This is a genomic window from Streptomyces albus subsp. albus, assembly GCF_000719865.1.
GTDB classification, from domain to species: Bacteria; Actinomycetota; Actinomycetes; order Streptomycetales; family Streptomycetaceae; genus Streptomyces; species Streptomyces albus_E.
This window is the reverse complement of sequence record NZ_JOID01000008.1, coordinates 341964-357026: the sequence shown is the minus strand read 5'-3', so window position 1 is coordinate 357026 and position 15063 is coordinate 341964. Positions and strand designations below refer to the sequence as shown.

The 15063-nt window shown below is 72.7% G+C and carries 14 protein-coding genes; 5 read left to right on the top strand and 9 right to left on the bottom strand.

The window, feature by feature from the left end; translation table 11 throughout:
* Positions 1-46: 46 nt before the first annotated feature.
* Entirely contained in the window at positions 47-2194 is a 2148-nt protein-coding gene (locus IF83_RS0110430; RefSeq protein ID WP_051722631.1) for an N-6 DNA methylase family protein, read from the bottom strand.
* Between the two features lie 394 nt (positions 2195-2588).
* Between IF83_RS0110430 and IF83_RS0110425 the strand changes: the two genes are divergently transcribed.
* The gene (locus IF83_RS0110425; protein WP_030543810.1) at positions 2589-3389 is read left to right on the top strand and encodes a hypothetical protein; all 801 of its coding nucleotides are present in this window, start codon (positions 2589-2591) and stop codon (positions 3387-3389) included.
* A 22-nt stretch (positions 3390-3411) separates the two neighbouring features.
* On the opposite strand, the gene IF83_RS0110420 is transcribed toward IF83_RS0110425, so the two are convergent.
* From IF83_RS0110420 to IF83_RS0110410, 3 genes are all read right to left on the bottom strand, one after another.
* Positions 3412-3753 carry a PIN domain-containing protein gene (locus tag IF83_RS0110420; protein ID WP_394297314.1) on the bottom strand — a complete coding sequence of 114 codons (342 nt, stop codon included), beginning with the start codon at positions 3751-3753 and terminating at the stop codon, positions 3412-3414.
* 35 nt (positions 3754-3788) lie between these two features.
* A complete protein-coding gene (locus IF83_RS0110415) occupies positions 3789-4046 on the bottom strand; it encodes a hypothetical protein (RefSeq protein WP_030543808.1) in 258 nt (85 codons plus the stop codon).
* A 213-nt stretch (positions 4047-4259) separates the two neighbouring features.
* Entirely contained in the window at positions 4260-5282 is a 1023-nt protein-coding gene (locus IF83_RS0110410; RefSeq protein ID WP_030543807.1) for an aldo/keto reductase, read from the bottom strand.
* Positions 5283-5501: 219 nt separating this feature from the next.
* On the opposite strand from IF83_RS0110410, the gene IF83_RS0110405 reads away from it, so the two are divergent.
* From IF83_RS0110405 to IF83_RS0110395, 3 genes are all read left to right on the top strand, one after another.
* Complete coding sequence (locus tag IF83_RS0110405; RefSeq protein ID WP_051722630.1) at positions 5502-6377, top strand: helix-turn-helix transcriptional regulator; 876 nt, start codon at positions 5502-5504, stop codon at positions 6375-6377.
* 252 nt (positions 6378-6629) lie between these two features.
* A complete protein-coding gene (locus tag IF83_RS0110400) occupies positions 6630-7754 on the top strand; it encodes a winged helix DNA-binding domain-containing protein (RefSeq protein WP_030543805.1) in 1125 nt (374 codons plus the stop codon).
* Between the two features lie 129 nt (positions 7755-7883).
* Positions 7884-8243 carry a DUF4333 domain-containing protein gene (locus tag IF83_RS0110395; protein ID WP_030543804.1) on the top strand — a complete coding sequence of 120 codons (360 nt, stop codon included), beginning with the start codon at positions 7884-7886 and terminating at the stop codon, positions 8241-8243.
* 27 nt (positions 8244-8270) lie between these two features.
* On the opposite strand, the gene IF83_RS0110390 is transcribed toward IF83_RS0110395, so the two are convergent.
* Positions 8271-8567 carry an MTH1187 family thiamine-binding protein gene (locus IF83_RS0110390; RefSeq protein ID WP_030543803.1) on the bottom strand — a complete coding sequence of 99 codons (297 nt, stop codon included), beginning with the start codon at positions 8565-8567 and terminating at the stop codon, positions 8271-8273.
* Positions 8568-8672: 105 nt separating this feature from the next.
* Entirely contained in the window at positions 8673-9437 is a 765-nt protein-coding gene (locus IF83_RS0110385; protein ID WP_051722629.1) for a class I SAM-dependent methyltransferase, read from the bottom strand.
* Positions 9438-9507: 70 nt separating this feature from the next.
* Here IF83_RS0110385 and IF83_RS0110380 point away from each other — a divergent pair, with 70 nt between their 5' ends.
* Positions 9508-11430 carry a S9 family peptidase gene (locus IF83_RS0110380; protein ID WP_037679412.1) on the top strand — a complete coding sequence of 641 codons (1923 nt, stop codon included), beginning with the start codon at positions 9508-9510 and terminating at the stop codon, positions 11428-11430.
* Between the two features lie 145 nt (positions 11431-11575).
* Here IF83_RS0110380 and IF83_RS0110375 read toward each other — a convergent pair whose 3' ends face one another.
* The 3 genes from IF83_RS0110375 to IF83_RS0110365 all read right to left on the bottom strand — a co-directional run bounded on the left by IF83_RS0110375 (position 11576) and on the right by IF83_RS0110365 (position 14827).
* On the bottom strand, positions 11576-12607 hold the full coding sequence (locus IF83_RS0110375) for an SURF1 family protein (protein WP_078843334.1): 1032 nt from the start codon (positions 12605-12607) through the stop codon (positions 11576-11578).
* Positions 12608-12869: 262 nt separating this feature from the next.
* The gene (locus tag IF83_RS0110370) at positions 12870-14189 is read right to left on the bottom strand and encodes a hypothetical protein (RefSeq protein WP_078843333.1); all 1320 of its coding nucleotides are present in this window, start codon (positions 14187-14189) and stop codon (positions 12870-12872) included.
* On the bottom strand, positions 14186-14827 hold the full coding sequence (locus IF83_RS0110365; protein ID WP_078843332.1) for a SigE family RNA polymerase sigma factor: 642 nt from the start codon (positions 14825-14827) through the stop codon (positions 14186-14188). Before IF83_RS0110365 ends, IF83_RS0110370 begins: the two co-directional genes overlap by 4 nt.
* Between the last annotated feature and the right edge of the window lie 236 nt (positions 14828-15063).

Sequence of the window (15063 nt, the reverse complement as noted above, 5' to 3'; positions counted from 1 at the left end):
CCTTCTTCCGGTGTATCGGTGGGGCGTGGGCGTGGGCGTGGACGGGTTACATGCGGTGGGTGGTCGTCCGGGCGCCGTCGGAGGCGAGGCGGCCGTCAAGGGTGAGGGTGCCGTCCGCCAGGCCGGCGACCGTCAGGCGGCGGGCCTCGGCGAGGGCGTCGGCCTGGGCGCGCAGCAGGCGCTCGCGGCGTTCGGTCTCGGCCAGCAGGGCGTCGAAGCGCAGCACCTCGTCCGGGTCGAGGTCGGGGAGCTGGTAGTCCTCGATGCGGCGGGCGGGACGTACGGCGCTCGGGCTGCGGGCGGTGCCCCGGGCTGCGCCGAGCAGGGCCGCCAGGACGCGCGGGGTCAGCGGACGGCCTGCGGCGGGGTTGACGCGGAGGACACGGGCCGGGAAGGCGGCCACGGCGAAGCCGTCGTGGTCGACGTAGAGGCCGAGGCGGGGCGCGACGGTGTAGAGGACGTCACCGGGCTCGGTGAGCGCCACCCGCTCGTACGCGGCGGCCAGCAGCAGCCGGTCGATACGCCGGGTGCCGGCAGCCCGGCTGCCGGTGATCTCCTCGGGGCCGAGGACGGCGTGGTGGCCGTCCCGGGTGATGTCTTCCTCGTCGAGGCGGTGGCCGGGGAGGCGGGTAACCCTTCGTTCGGTGATCAGCTTGCCGAGGGTGGTGCGGCGGGGCAGGCGGCCGACCCGGCGCAGCACACCGCCCCGGTACGGGCCGTGCTCGTCCTCGTAGGTGCGGATGTCCTCCGTCGCGCGTTCGAGGCGCGCCTCGGCCTCAGCTATCAGGGCGGGGCGCTCGGTGACCGTACGGGACAGCAGCACGGTGACGGGCGGACCGGGCGGGGTCAGCGGGCCGCCGAAGGCACGGTCCAGTTCGGCGACGAGGACCGCGCGCCCGTAGCGGGGGTCGTGGCCGTCGAGCGCCCGGAAGCCCTCGGCGCGCCAGAGGAGGACGTCCTCGGCGAGCCGCGCGCCGACTGCCTCGGTGAGCGGTTCGGAGCTGATGTCGGCCAGTAAGACCTTGCCCTCGGCGGCCGGGACGGGATCGCGGGTGAGCGTCCACAGCGCGGCCCGGTAGCCGGGGCGGAAGGGCAGGACTCCGCCGGGGAGCGCGATGACGGACTCCACGACGTTGTCGCGCAGGAGGGCCGAGCGGAGCTGGGACTCCTCCGTGCCCCTGAGCTCGTCCACGAGCGCGTCGGCCGGTCCCAGGACGAGGGCCGTGCAGCCGGGGCGGAGGAGGAGGGCGACGCGCTCGACGCCCGCCAGGGCGGTGAGGATCGAGCGGTCCTCGCCGGGGCGGTAGGGGAGCTGGGTGACGACGAGATCCGGGTCGGCGAGACGTTCCTCAAGGTCGGGGCCGGTCTGCACATCGAGGTCGAGTTCGCTGACGCCCGCGAGCAGGAGCCGGCGGCGGGTGATGCGGGCCAGGCGCTCGTCGGGGTCGGCCGCGAGAACGGTGAGGCGGTCGTGTTCCTCGGCCTCGCCGAGGAGGGCGGCGAGCAGGTCGCCGGCGCGGGCGTGCGGGTCGGCGAGGGTGAGGGACTCGCCGCGCTCGAGCCGGGTCCGGAGGTCGGTGAGCTGGGTGAGCAGGCTCCGCAGTCCGGGGGTGACCGCGTCGGCGGTGAGGGAGTCCAGGCCCAGCCGGGCGCGGGAGGCCAGCAGCCACTCGTACGCGCCACGCTCGCCGTAGGCGGCCTCGACCAGATCCTCGGCGAGGCGGGCGAGCGGGGCCGCGGCGGCGTCGACGGAGCGCAGCTCGCGCAGGACGAATTCGTCCTCCGCGTCGATCCGTTGGGCCCGCCGTAGCAGGGCGGACCAGAGGGCGCCGTCCGCTGCGTCGCCGTCGTCGGCCGCCGACGTGCCCGGACCGGCCGTCGGCAGTCGGCCGTCATCGAGCGGCCGGCCGTCGAGACGGCGCAGACACAGGAGGCTGCCGAGCGTCTCGACCAGCTGCCACGGAGTGAACCGGGCCCGCAAGGCCACGATGCCGAACAGGGCCAGCTCGGAGCGGAGTTCGGTCGCGTCCGCGTTGCCCAGGCCGGACGCGACCAGCCACTCGGCCACTTGCACGCCGTCGAACAGCAGCCTGCCCGCGTTCTCGGACACGGCGGCGGGGAAGTCCGGGTGGCGTCGGCGCCAGGTGGAGACCACGGGACGCTTCACTCGCGCGAAGGCAGCGATCTCGGACATCGAGACCAGCGGAGACGCCGGGGAGCGTAGTGTCGTGACCGGTGCATCAGTGACCACGGTGCGCCCCTTTCCCCCGTCCATCTCTCGCCCCCTCTGCCGCTTCGGTGTCGAGTCGGCGCGTCATCGCCCGCTGCCGTTCCGTCCTTCAGCAGCTCTCCACTCGACGCACAGAACGATACGGCGATCCTGGTCCGGTTGTCGGGGGATGATTGATAACCGGGGTTATCGGCTTCGGGTTCTGATTTCTGGCCGTGGCCTCGCACGATGACTGGCAAGATCATCAACAGCAGCCATTCCGGTGGGCTGATGACAGCGGACCACCGGGGAAGGGCAGACCTTGCCGCTAGCCTGCCGGCAAGGAGTTGGCGACCGCCAACGCAAGGGGGCACACGGAATGGGCGATCTGGCCAAAGCGGTGGCCGATCTTGAAGAGCAGGTCGAGGATGCCCGCGAACTGGGACACATCGTGGAGCGTCTCGACACGGAGATCACGGCACGCATGGAAGAAATCGAGGGGATCGGTACCGCCATCCTCGATCTACACGGTGAGCTCGACAACCAGATCGCCGAGTACGACTACATGGCTGTCGAGCAGTCCGCCGCGACCCTGCGGGGACTGGTGGACATGGAGGAACTTCTACCCTCGATCGACGCCATCCTCCTACTCACGGCCTTGCGCGATGACGAACCCGTCCCTCATCTCACTCTGCGGCTCTCGGCGTTCGAAGACGAGGGCGCCTGGGAGCATCCTCGTCTCACCCAGGACGACTTGGACCGCGACTTCAAGGCCGAGCTGGCCCGAGGGGAAGAGAGATGGGAACGGATCTGGGGCGACCATTCCTGGTCGAACGATGACGAACGGGACTCCCACCGAGCCCAAGACCGAGCCGATGACGAGCAGGAAGCGATCAAGGACCGGGCCCACCGGGCAGGGCAACACATCATGAAGCTGGTCGATCACGTCGGGAACGAAGTGTGGCCCAGCCTCGTGGAGGCTGTGCAATCCGGCGATCGAGAGGGCGCGATCGAGGCGCTGGCAGCCGCTTGCGCTGCGGCACGGGAGAGCGAACCCGCCTACAAGCTATACGAGGTCAACCTATCGGCCCAGTACGAGCGGTCACCCATGTCACTTGGCGCCATGGGTGAGTATCTGAGCGGCTACGAGACATGGCTACTGTCCCCCAAGACCGAGTGACCCGCGGAAGATAGCCCGGAGTTCAAGGGCTGAGGTCCAGGTTGCGGACCGGTTGTTCCTTCCACAGGTGCGGTGTCGTGGTGGCGATCAGCGCGCCGTCCGGCCGGTCCGGGCTCGGCTGGGCGGCGTGGAGCGTGTGCGCGGTGGACCATGTGGTCTCGCGGGCGACCGCCAGGGCGGCGGGCAGGTCCAGGTCGACGATCACGATGCCGGGCAGGGCCGCGATGTGCTCTGCGGTGCCCGGCCGGTCCCGGTCGGCCTCCACCAGGGCGCACACGGTGGCGTACAGGAACCAGCCCGGCTCGGCGTGCGAGCGGTGGATCAGCCGGGACGCCAGGACGTTGCCCCGCCCGGCCGCCACCATCGCGCTCTCGTCGAGGACCACATGCACATCACGCGTCACGGGGCACCCGCCTCGGCCAGGCGGCGGTCCAACTCGCTGTCCAGTTCGGCCTGTTCACGCTCGCTGGGGTCGTAGCCGTTCCACTCCCTCAGCACCGTCCGCGCATGCTCGGCCCGCTCGGCCCGCTCCGCCGGGGTGAGCAGCGTCTCCGCCAGCCGGGCCAGGTAGGCGCGCAGGGACATGCCCTCTCCGGCCGCTATCTCAGCGAGCCGGTCGCGCGCCTCGGCGGGGATACGGACGTTGGCGTCGGACATGGCGCGGCTCCCTCTCGACGGCACTACCGGGGTACGGGTACGCACCCGTACCCCTCCGGGGAACTCTAGCCCACCCGAGCTCGTGCAGGACGCCCGGCGGTCCGGGCCGCCGCTCGGCAGCGTCCCGGACAGCCGGTGGTCCTGCCGTCGGTGGCGCTTCCGTCGGTGGCGCTTCCGTCGGTGGCCAGTGGCAGCGGCAGGTATCAAGACGCGTCAGGCAGCGCCGCGTTCACCGGCGGGCCGGCGGCGGAGGCCCGGCCGCTGGAGGGCCGGCGGTACGTAGGCCTGGTCGAGCGGGCCGACGTCGGTGCCCGGCGGGACGATCTCGTCGATCCGGTCGAGGAGGTCGTCGGTGAGCGTCACGTCGAGGCCGGCGAGCAGGTCGTTGAGATGGTTCACGGTGCGCGGTCCGACGAGTGCGCTCGTCACACCGGGATGGGCGATGGCGAAGGCCATGGCGAGGTGGGTGAGCGGCAGGCCCGCCTCCTCGGCGAGCGAGACGAACCGCTCAACGGCGTCGACACGACGCTCGTCGGTCATGTGCCGAAAGAGGCCGGCGCGGCGGAGCTCGTTCCGTTCGCCCCTGCGGACGCGCCCCGTGAGCAGTCCCTGCCCGAGCGGGCCCCACACCAGCGTCCCCACGCCGTGGCGCTGGGCGACCGGCAGCACCTCGCGTTCGATACCGCGGTCGAGCAGCGAGTACGGCGGCTGCTCCGTGTGGAAGCGCGCCAGCCCGCGCCGCTCGGCGACCCACTGGGCGTCCAGGATGTCGGACGCCGGCATCGTGGACGTCCCGATCGCCCGGACCTTCCCGCTGCGGATCAGGTCGGAGAGCGCGGAGAGCGTCTCCTCGATGTCCGTGGCCGGGTCCGGTCGCTGGATCTGGTAGAGGTCGATGTGGTCGGTCCGCAGACGGCGCAGCGAGTTCTCGACCGCGGTCGTGATCCAGCGCCGTGAGGCCCCCTGGTGATTGGGGTCGTCCCCCATCGGCCGGCTCACCTTGGTGGCGAGGACGACGCCGTCCCGCCGGCCCTGCAGCGCCTTGCCGACGACCTCCTCCGAGTCGCCGTAGGCGTCGGCGGTGTCGATGAGGTTGATGCCCGCGTCCAGCGCCTTGTGGATGATGCGGGCCGAGTCGCCGGGGTCGGGGTTGCCGATGGACGTGGCGAACATCAACGCGCCGAGCCCGTAAGGGCTGACCTTGATCCCGGTTCGCCCGAGTGTGCGGTACTGCATACGGAACAGTCCTTTGTTCGCTGGGAAGTTCACTGGGAAGGGGGAGTGCACGGCAGCGCCGGCAGAGTTCGCGGAGGCGGATGAACTGCCGTGCGGACGGCACCGGTCCGCCGCGCCGGGCTCCAGCGTGCGGCGGTGCGGGCGGCGGCGGGAGAGACGTCCTTGTCCGGGGACGGGCGGTCCCTGGCTGCGCCCGGCGGGCCGGGGCACAGTGGGGGCGTGGACAGAACCGAACTGGCCGACTTCCTGCGCCACTGCCGTGCCCGGCTCGCCCCTGCCGACGTGGGCCTGCCGCAGGGCGCGCGGCGCCGCACGCCGGGGCTGCGCCGCGAGGAGGTGGCGCAGCTGGCAGGTATGTCCACCGATCACTACACGCGGCTGGAGCAGGCCAGGGGCTCACGCCCGTCCCGCCAGATGCTCGCCGCCGTCGCCCGCGCGCTGCGGCTGACCGGCGACGAACGCGACCACCTCTTCCACCTCGCCGGCGAGGAGCCCTCGCGCCACCGGCCGGTCACGGAGCATGTCCGCCCCGGCCTGCTGCTCGTCCTCGACCGGCTGACGGACACACCCGCCCAGGTGGTGAGCGACCGCGGCGACGTCCTCGCGCAGAACGCGATGGCCAGGGCGCTCCACGGTGACGTCTCCGCCCGCCCGGCAGCGGAACTCAACATCGTCTGGCGCTACTTCACGGACCCGTCCGCGCGGGAGCTCTTCCCGGCCGAGGACCGCGACCGTGCCGGCCGCGCGGCGGTGGCGGACCTGCGCGCCACCCTGGCCCGCCGCCCGGACGACGCCCGGCTGGCCGGGCTCGTACGCCGGCTCCGTGCCCGCAGCGAGGAGTTCTCGGCGCTGTGGGACGCCCACCACGTCGCCGTGCGCCGTGCCGACGTCAAGCGCTTCCTGCACCCGGTCGTCGGCCTGCTGGAGCTGGACTGCGAGGTTCTGCTGAGTCCGGAGCACGACCAACGGCTGATCGTCTACACCGCACGTCCGGGCAGCAGGTCCCACGAGCGGCTCGAACTGCTGCGCGTGGTCGGCCTCCAGGACCTTGACCGGGACCCCGTCCCGGGCGGGGACAGCGGCCTGCCCGCCTAGGGTGGCAGCGGGCAGCGCGGATCACCGGTCGGCCAGGCAGGGCGTGCGGCTCAGCGCGAGGCGGCTGGGAAGAGGACACGACCTGTCCGCTACTGCTGCGACGGTGGTCCTCGAACCAACCGGGGGGAAGGCGCACGCCGGGGCGGACCGGAATCCAGGGCAGCAGCCGCATCACAGCCGCACCCGGCTCCCCCGGGTGCCACCACACGGGGGAACCGCTGGGGCAGACCCCCGGGAAGAAGGCAGAGCCGTATGACCGTCCTGGACGACAGGGCACTGGACCGCGCGACACTCGCCCGGCAACTGCTGCTCGAACCGGCCGACTTGACGGCCGAATTCGCCATCGCCCATCTGGGCGGTATGCAGACCCAGGAACCCCAGGAACCGTTCACCGGACTCTGGTCACGGCTGCGCTCCTTCGAGCCGTCGCACCTGTCGGGCCTGCTGACCGGACGGCGCGTGGTGCGGACGCACCTCATGCGCTGCACCATCCACCTCGTCACCGCCGACGACGCCCTGGCCTGGCGCTCCCGCCACGACAGCATGCTGCGCCAACGGGTTCTGGGTGTCTACCGCAACGAACTCGCCGGGGTCGATCTCGATGAACTCGCCGCGGTGGGGCTGGCGGTGATGGCCGACGCCGAGCCCCGGACCATGAGAGAGCTGCTGCGGGCCGTCGAGGAACGGTGGCCGACGGCGGGGTGGTGGCCGACGGCGGGGCAGCGGCGGCGCGCACTGGGCGAAATGCTGATCCCCGCCCTGGTGCCCGTCGCGCAGATCCCACCGCGCGGGCTGTGGCGCACCAAGGCCGGCGTGCGCAACGTCCTGCTCACCGCGTGGCTCGGCCGTGAGATCGCCCCGTCCGCCCCGCCCGGAACCGACCCCGTCGGCCAGGCCCTCGTACGGCGCTACCTGGCCGCGTACGGTCCCACCACCTCGGCCGACGTGCGCGCCTGGTGCGGCCTCACCGGACTGCCCGCGGCGATCGCCGCGCTGCGCGAGGAGCTGGTCGTCTTCCGCGACGAGCACGGCCGGGAACTCCTCGATCTGCCCGACGCCCCTCGCCCCGATCCCGGCACCCCCGCCCCGGTCCGGTTCCTGCCCGCCTTCGACAACGCCGTCCTCGGCTACCAGCACCGCGGCAGGATCATCGACGACGCCCACCGCGGCCTGTCGGTCGCCGGCGAACGCGTCGTCCTGGCCGACGGCCGGGTGAGCGCGACCTGGACCACCGACCGGGACGGCACCGTCACCGTCACCCCGCTGCGCCGCCTCTCGCGCACGGAACGCTCCGGCATCGCCGAACAGGGCCAAGCACTGGCCTCGTTCCTCTCCGACAAGGAGAGCGACCGCGTCGAGATCACCGAGGATCCCTGATCCGCCTCCACGGTCGGCCGGAAAGCCCGCCGGCTCATCGCGCTCTTGCCGAAGCTCCCTCGCCGAGCGCCTTCGCCCCGTATGCTTCCCGCGTCTCCCCACCCGTGATCGCCCAGGCCGGAGTTCATCATGACCGCCACCCGGTCGTCCGCAATACCTTTGCTTCTCTCCGCCGTGGCCGCCGGCGTGCTGCTCACCGGCTGCTCGGCCTCGGCCTCGATCGAGACGGGCAAGTCGGCACCGGAACTGTCCGCGGAGAAACTGGCCGACACGGTCGCCGAGAAGCTCGCCGCCACAACCGGCCAGCCGAAGCCGCGCGTTGACTGTCCCGACGACCTCGCGGGCAAGGTCGGTAACACCACTCGGTGCACGCTCACAGCGGACGACGGCAGCACCTTGGGGGTATCGGTCAAGGTGACCTCGGTCGAGGGAGACCAGATCAACTTCGACATCGAGGCCGACGACACGGCATCCCCGGCCACGAACTGACCACCGCGCAGACCAAGGCGCGGGGGATCAGTCCTCGGCGAGGAGGCGTTCCACCGTTTCCACCTTGGTGGTGAGGCCGTTCGTGACGCCCTGGCGGATGTCGGCCTTGAGGACGAGGCTGACGCGGCCCGCGCGGGCCTCGACCGCCTGGACGGCGCGCTTGACGACGTCCATCACTTCATCCCACTCTCCTTCGACGCTGGTGAACATCGCGTCGGTGCGGTTCGGCAGGCCGCTCTCCCGTACGACGCGTACGGCCTCGGCCACGTCTTCGCCGACGTCCTCGCCGGATCCGATCGGTGTCACGGAGAACGCGACGATCATCCTGGGTCACTCCCTGGGGTTCGGTTCGGTTGATCGCGGGGCTGCTGCCGGTCCTGCTGTCCTGCTGTCCTGCTCGTCCGATCATGCCCCGGCGGGGGCTCCCCGTCAGAGCCGGGTCGCGCGGAGCGAGTAGAGCAGGGGGACGAGGGGGCGGTCCGCCGGGCGGCGGGGGCCGGGTCTGCGGGGTTCGAGGGAGCCGAAGCGCTGGAAGCGGGTGATGTCGTGCTCGTACAGGAAGTCGACGCGCAGGCCCGCCTCGGCGACGGCGGTGACGACCTCGCCCATCGGGTGGCGGACGGCCTGCGTGTCGAAGTCCGGCTGGCCTTCCGGGAATTCGTCGAACGGGTCGCGGCTGAAGTGGTCCCGCACTATGCGGGCGCCGATCTCGTCGTCGAGGACGCCGGTGAGCGGATGGAACTCGGTGAGGTGCAGAAAGCCGCCCGGGGCGACCAGGGCCGCCGCCGTCTCGGCCCAGCGCCGCAGGTCGGGGAGGCGGGAGAGGGTTCCGGCGCCGGTGTGGACGATGTCGTAGGCGGGGTCCGGCACGGCCTGTGCCGCGTCGTAAACGGGGGCGGCCACGAAGGCCGCGCGGTCGGGACCGAGGCCCAGGTCGGCGGCGAGCTCCCGGGCGGCCTCCACGGCGGCCTCGGAGCTGTCGAGGCCGACGACATGCCGGGCGCCCTGCCGCGCCCAGGAGAGGGTGTCCAGGCCGCTGCGACAGCGCAGGTGGAGCAGGGTTCTGCCGGTGACGCCCCCCACCCCGGACGCCTCGATCTCGCGGATCGTGTCCTGTCCGTGCCGGAAGGCGTCGAGGTCCTGAGAATCCTCCGGCTCGGGCCAGTCGTCGGGGGCGGCGCGTCTCGCATGCATGCCGGGCACGTTATCCACAGGCTGAGGACCGCACCAGCGGGTTGTCCCCCGCCTCCCGCAGAATGGGGGCATGACCGACGAGACCTCTTCCCGCGATTCCGCCCTGCCCGCGTCCGCCACCACCGGAGCCGCCGTGCCGGCCGGGGCCGCCGTCCCCGGTGGCGCCAGTGGTGTGCCCGACTGGGAGCTGCGGTTCAGGGCGCCGCGGATCGGCCTCCCGGAATGGGCGGAGGACGCCCCGGACCACTCGCTGTTCGTCTCGAACGTCACGGGCGTCTTCGAGCTCTACGCCTGGGACCGCTCGACGGGCGAGCAGCGCCAGGTGACGGACCGGCCGAACGGCACGACGGACGGTGTGCTCAGCCCGGACGGCCGGTGGATCTGGTGGTTCCGCGACACGGACGGGGACGAGTTCGGCATCTGGATGCGGCAGCCGTTCGAGGGCGGGGAGGACGAACCGGCCGTGCCGGGCCTCGCCCCCTCGTACCCGGCCGGGCTGGCCCTGGGGCGGGACGGCACGGCGGTCGTGGGCCGGTCGGTGGACGAGTCCGCGGACGGCGAGGGCGAGAGCGGCGAGGGGGCGGGCGACGGCGGCCGGGAGGGCGGTTCGTCCATCCATGTGGTGCGGCCCGGCAGCGATCCCGTGGAGATCTACCGGCACCCGGAGTCCGCGGGCGTCGGCGACCTCTCGTACGACAGCTCCCTGATCGCCATCGAGCACACCGAGCACGGCGACGCGATGCACTCGGCGATCCGCGTCGTCACGCTCGACGGGAAGACGGTCGCCGAGCTGGACGACACCAAGGGCGGAGCCGAGGAGCTCGGGCTGATGGTGATGGGCTTCGCGCCCGTCGCCGGTGACTCCCGGCTGCTCGTCGGGCATCAGCGCGGCGGCCGCTGGGAGCCGATGCTCTGGGACCCGGTCTCGGGCGAGGAGACCGCCCTCGCCATCGACCTCCCCGGGGACATCGGGGCGGGCTGGTCCCCCGACGGCTCGGCGCTGCTGGTCGAGCACAGCCATCAGGCCCGCGGCGAGCTGTGGTGGTACGACCTCACCACGCGCGAGCTGTCCCGGATCGAGACTCCCGCCGGTACGGTCTCGGGCGCGACGGCGCGGCCGGACGGCACCGTGGAGTTCCTGTGGTCCTCGGCGGCGCAGCCGCCCGAGATCCGCTCGACCACCGGCCGGGTCGTCCTCGACCCGCCGGGAGCGAAGGCGCCCGGCTCGGTGCCGGTCACCGACGCCTGGGTGGAGGGGCCGGGCGGCCGGGTGCACGCGCTGGTGCAGAAGCCGGCCGGCGAGGGGCCTTTTCCCTGCGTCTTCGACATCCACGGCGGGCCCACCTGGCACGACAGCGACGCCTTCGCCTCCGGCACGGCCGCCTGGGTCGATCACGGCTTCGCCGTCGTCCGCGTCAACTACCGCGGTTCCACGGGCTACGGCCGGGAGTGGACGGACGCCCTCAAGCATCGCGTCGGGTTGATCGAGCTGGAGGACATCGCGGCCGTCCGGGAGTGGGCCGTGGAGTCGGGGCTCGCCGACCCGGAGCGGCTGGTGCTGTCCGGCGGTTCCTGGGGCGGCTATCTGACCCTGCTCGGCCTGGGTACGCAGCCCGAGTCCTGGTCGCTGGGGCTGGCGGCGGTGCCGGTCGCGGACTACGTCACGGCGTACCACGACGAGATGGAGGCCCTCAAGGCGCTGGACCGGACGCTGCTCGGCGGAACGCCCGAGGAGGTACCGGAGCGCTTCGAGGCCTCGTCGCCGCTGACCTACGTCGACAAGGTGCGGGTCCCGGTCTACATCTCGGCCGGCGTGAACGACCCGCGCTGCCCGATACGCCAGGTGGAGAACTACGTCCGGCGCCTGGAGCAGCGCGGCGTCCCGCACGAGGTGTACCGGTACGACGCCGGACACGGATCGCTCGTGGTGGAGGAGCGCATCAAGCAGCTGCGGATGGAGATCGACTTCGTGCGGCGGCACCTGGGCGTGTGACCCCGGCCCCGTGGGGGCCCGGCTCGGGGCCCGGCTCGGGACGGAGGGCCGCGGGGCGGCACGTGCGGGACGTGCTTCCGCCCAGGCCCGGGTTGGGTTGGGCTTCCGCCCCATGCCCGGGTCGGCTTCCGCCTCCCCGCCTGGGTCAGGCTTCCGACCCGGGGCGCCCGCCGCTCCGGCCGGTGGCCGTCCCCGCCGGGGACGGGAGTACGGGCTCGTCCGCCGCTGCGGAGGTGTCCGGGGCGGCGGCCTCCGGCTCCGTGGGCTCCGCCGCCTTGACCGCCCCGGCAACCCCAGCCGCATCGGCCGTCTCGGCCGTCTCGGCCGTCTCGGCCGTCTCGGCCGTCTCGGCCGCTTCGGTTGAGGGCTCGGACGCGGTCCCGGCCGGAGTCTCAGGGCCGACAGTGGCCGGGCCCGCCGGGGCCGGGGTCAGGCCCAGGGCCAGATCACGCTGGGTCTCGACCTCGCGGCGGAAGAGGCGGAACCACATGAAGATCACGAAGCCGGCGAAGACGAACCACTCACCGGTGTAGCCGAGGTTCTGGAAGGCCTTGAGGTCGAGTCCGGTGTTCTGGGCGACGGCCGGGGGCACCGGGCGCAGCCCGTCACCGCCCTCGGTCAGCGTGATCCAGGCGTTGTGCACGTCGTCCGGCACGACATTGACGAGCGCGGCGGCGCTGATGATGCCGAGCTGCCCCTCGGGCAGGCCGCCGGCGCGCACGCCCTCGGACCGCTGGTTCTCCGGGGCTTGGAGCGCGCCGGTGACCGTGACCTCGCCCTTCGGGGGCGCCGGTGCGTCCGCCGTGTTCGCGTCGCCGGGGAGCCAGCCCCGGACGACCGGCAGGGCCGGGCCGTCGGCCGTGCGCAGCAGGGTCAGGACGTAGAAACCGTCGCGGCCGTCCAGCCGGCGTTCGGGGACGAGCAGTTGGGTGCCGTAGGTTCCGGTCGCCTCGGCGATCCGGCCGGTGGTCCGCTGGGTCACCGGCAGCAGGTCGTCCAGCGGCTTCGCGGTCTGCCGCGCCGGGGACTCCGCGCTCTGCTGCTGCTCCCGGTGCGAGTCCGCGCGCGCCTCGAACCGGCCGAGCTGCCAGCTCCCCATGAAGACGCAGAAGGGAATGGCGAGTGCGGCGAAGACATTGATTCCCCACCACCGGGGAGTCAGCAGAAACCGGTACACACACCTACGGTACGGGGAGACGGCCGCGCATCGGATGCCGGGGGGCGCGGGGGCACCGGCCGCTTACGCCGGGCCGCCGCACCCGTGAGGGCCGCCGGACCCGCACCGGCCGTCGAGCGGGAGCCCCGGCCTCGGCCGGTTCCGGGGCCGCCTCCGTGTCCGCCGCGGGGTCCGCGTCCGCCGCGGGGCTCGCGCCCGCTGCCGGGTCCGCGCCGTCCGCCGGTCCGGCCCCGCTGCCGGCGTGCCGCACCACCGCCGGGGTTCAGCCGGCGATGATCCCCGTGCGGTAGACCGTCCCCGCGCAGACGTTGTCGATCGTCACCGAGGAAGCGGCCGGGGCACCCGACTCGGGGGTGTGCGTGAGCAGCACGCTCCCGCCCGGTGCCGGTTCCTGCGCCGCAGACCCGCCCATGGTCTGGTCGCCGCCGTCGGATGTGGTGCCCTCCCCGCCGCCCGGGCTGCCGGAGGCATCCGGTTCCGGGGAGGTGCCCGGGGTCGGGCATCCTCCGGCACCGCCCTGGGCCGGCACCCAGGCGAAGCGCACCTCGAAGGCCTGGCCTGGTTCGAGGATGAGTTCCGGCATGTTCGTGGCCGGGTCCGGCAGCCCCGTGGCGGCGTCACCGAGGGTGTGGTCGACGACTTGAACATCGTCGGCCGCCCCCTGCGGCACAGCGGTCACCAGCCCGGGACCGGAGACGGTGCAGGTGGTGTCCGAGACGTTGACGAGACGGAAGCTGCCGTAGATCTTGCTCTCGGCGTCGGGTTCGCCCTTGAAGGCCGTGCCGCCGCCGAGCTGGGTGCGCTCGCAGCTGGGCGAACTGGCGGCCATGCCCTGCGAAGGGCTGGCCCCCGCGCCCGCGGCGCCGCCGTTCCGCTGCCGCTCGCCCTCGCTCTTCCCGCCCTTTTCGGTGTCCTTGCCGCCGTCCTTCTCCGCGACCTTGCCGGGCTTGCGCTCCGCGGCCTCACCGTCCTCGGACTCACCACCGGTGCCGTCGGCGCCGCCCTGGGACTGCTGGCTGCTGGCCGTGTTGGCCCGGTGGTCCTCGGCGGCCGTGCCGGAGTTGGCGACCTGGAGCAGGCCGGGTACGGCGGTGCCGGCGAGGAGTACGGCCGCGGCGGCGCCCACCAGCGCCTGCCGCTTGCGCGCGCGGCGGGCCGGAACGGCGTGCCGCAGATGTTCCAGCGAGTCGCGGGACGGCTCGATGTCCTCCACGACGGTCCGCAGCAGCCGCCGCAGCGCCTCTTCGTCCATGGCCGAGCCCGGCTCACCGGTGGAATCCGCCGGCCGGGGGCCGTCGCCGGGGCCGGTTGCCCCCGGGCCGCCCGCGGAGCCGGTCGCCCCGGGGCGGGTGTCCGCGGAGGACTCCGGTCCCTCCCCGTCCGCCGGTTCCCCGGTGGCTCTCAGGGCTTTCAGCAACTCCTCCATGCCGGAGCCCCGGGTTTCTCCCGGTGCTTCCGCTGGTCCGTCGCCCGGGGCCGCGCTCTGCGATGGGCCGGAGCATTCCGGCTTTTCGGGGCGCGGCGAGGCGGTGGAACGGTCCGGCCCCTCGGGGCCGTCCGTTCCATGCTGCAGATCTGTCATGCCGGGGCCTCCATGGCGACGCGCAGCGCCGCGATCCCCCGTGATCCGTATGCCTTGACCGAGCCGAGCGATATCCCGAGCGTGTCCGCGACCTGCGCTTCGGTCATGTCCGCGAAGTAGCGCAGGACGAGGACCTCGCGCTGCCGGCGCTGCAGTCCCCGCATGGCGCGGATGAGCTGGTCCCGCTCCAGTTGTTCGTAGGCGCCTTCCTCGGCGCTCGCCATGTCGGGCATGGGCTTGGAGAGCAGCTTGAGCCCGAGGATGCGGCGGCGCAGCGCCGAACGCGAGAGGTTGACGACCGTCTGCCGCAGATACGCCAGGGTCTTCTCCGGCTCGCGGACACGGTTGCGCGCGGAGTGCACGCGGATGAACGCTTCCTGGACGACGTCCTCGCAGGAGGCGGTGTCGTCGAGAAGGAGTGCGGCGAGACCCAGCAGCGAGCGGTAGTGCGCGCGGTAGGTCTCGGTGAGGTGGTCGACTGTGGTGCCCGCTGCCATCACGTCGTCAGCGCCCTCGCGCTGCGACGGAATGCGGGCGGGCCGCGCTGCGGGCATCGGGGCGATCACCGGCATCCCGCCGAGTGCGCGCGAACGGGGCGGGCGCAGAACCGCCACGCCGCCCCCAGGAGTTGCTGCCATACCGAATGCCTCTGCCACGCTTGTTTGACACGCGACCCCCCGTCAGGGTTGTACGCGCGCCCCACCACGTTTGCCGATGCATCGAATGCCCTCATGTGCACAGTTCATCCCCAATGCCCCGTTGAGTTGAGCGACTTCGAGGGACTGCTGCAAAGACGCTCCCCGCCCTGCCGCGGTTGCAGCGGGGCGGGGAGCGCATCGTCGAACAGAACGATGATCCAGTTCAAGCGCTCTTG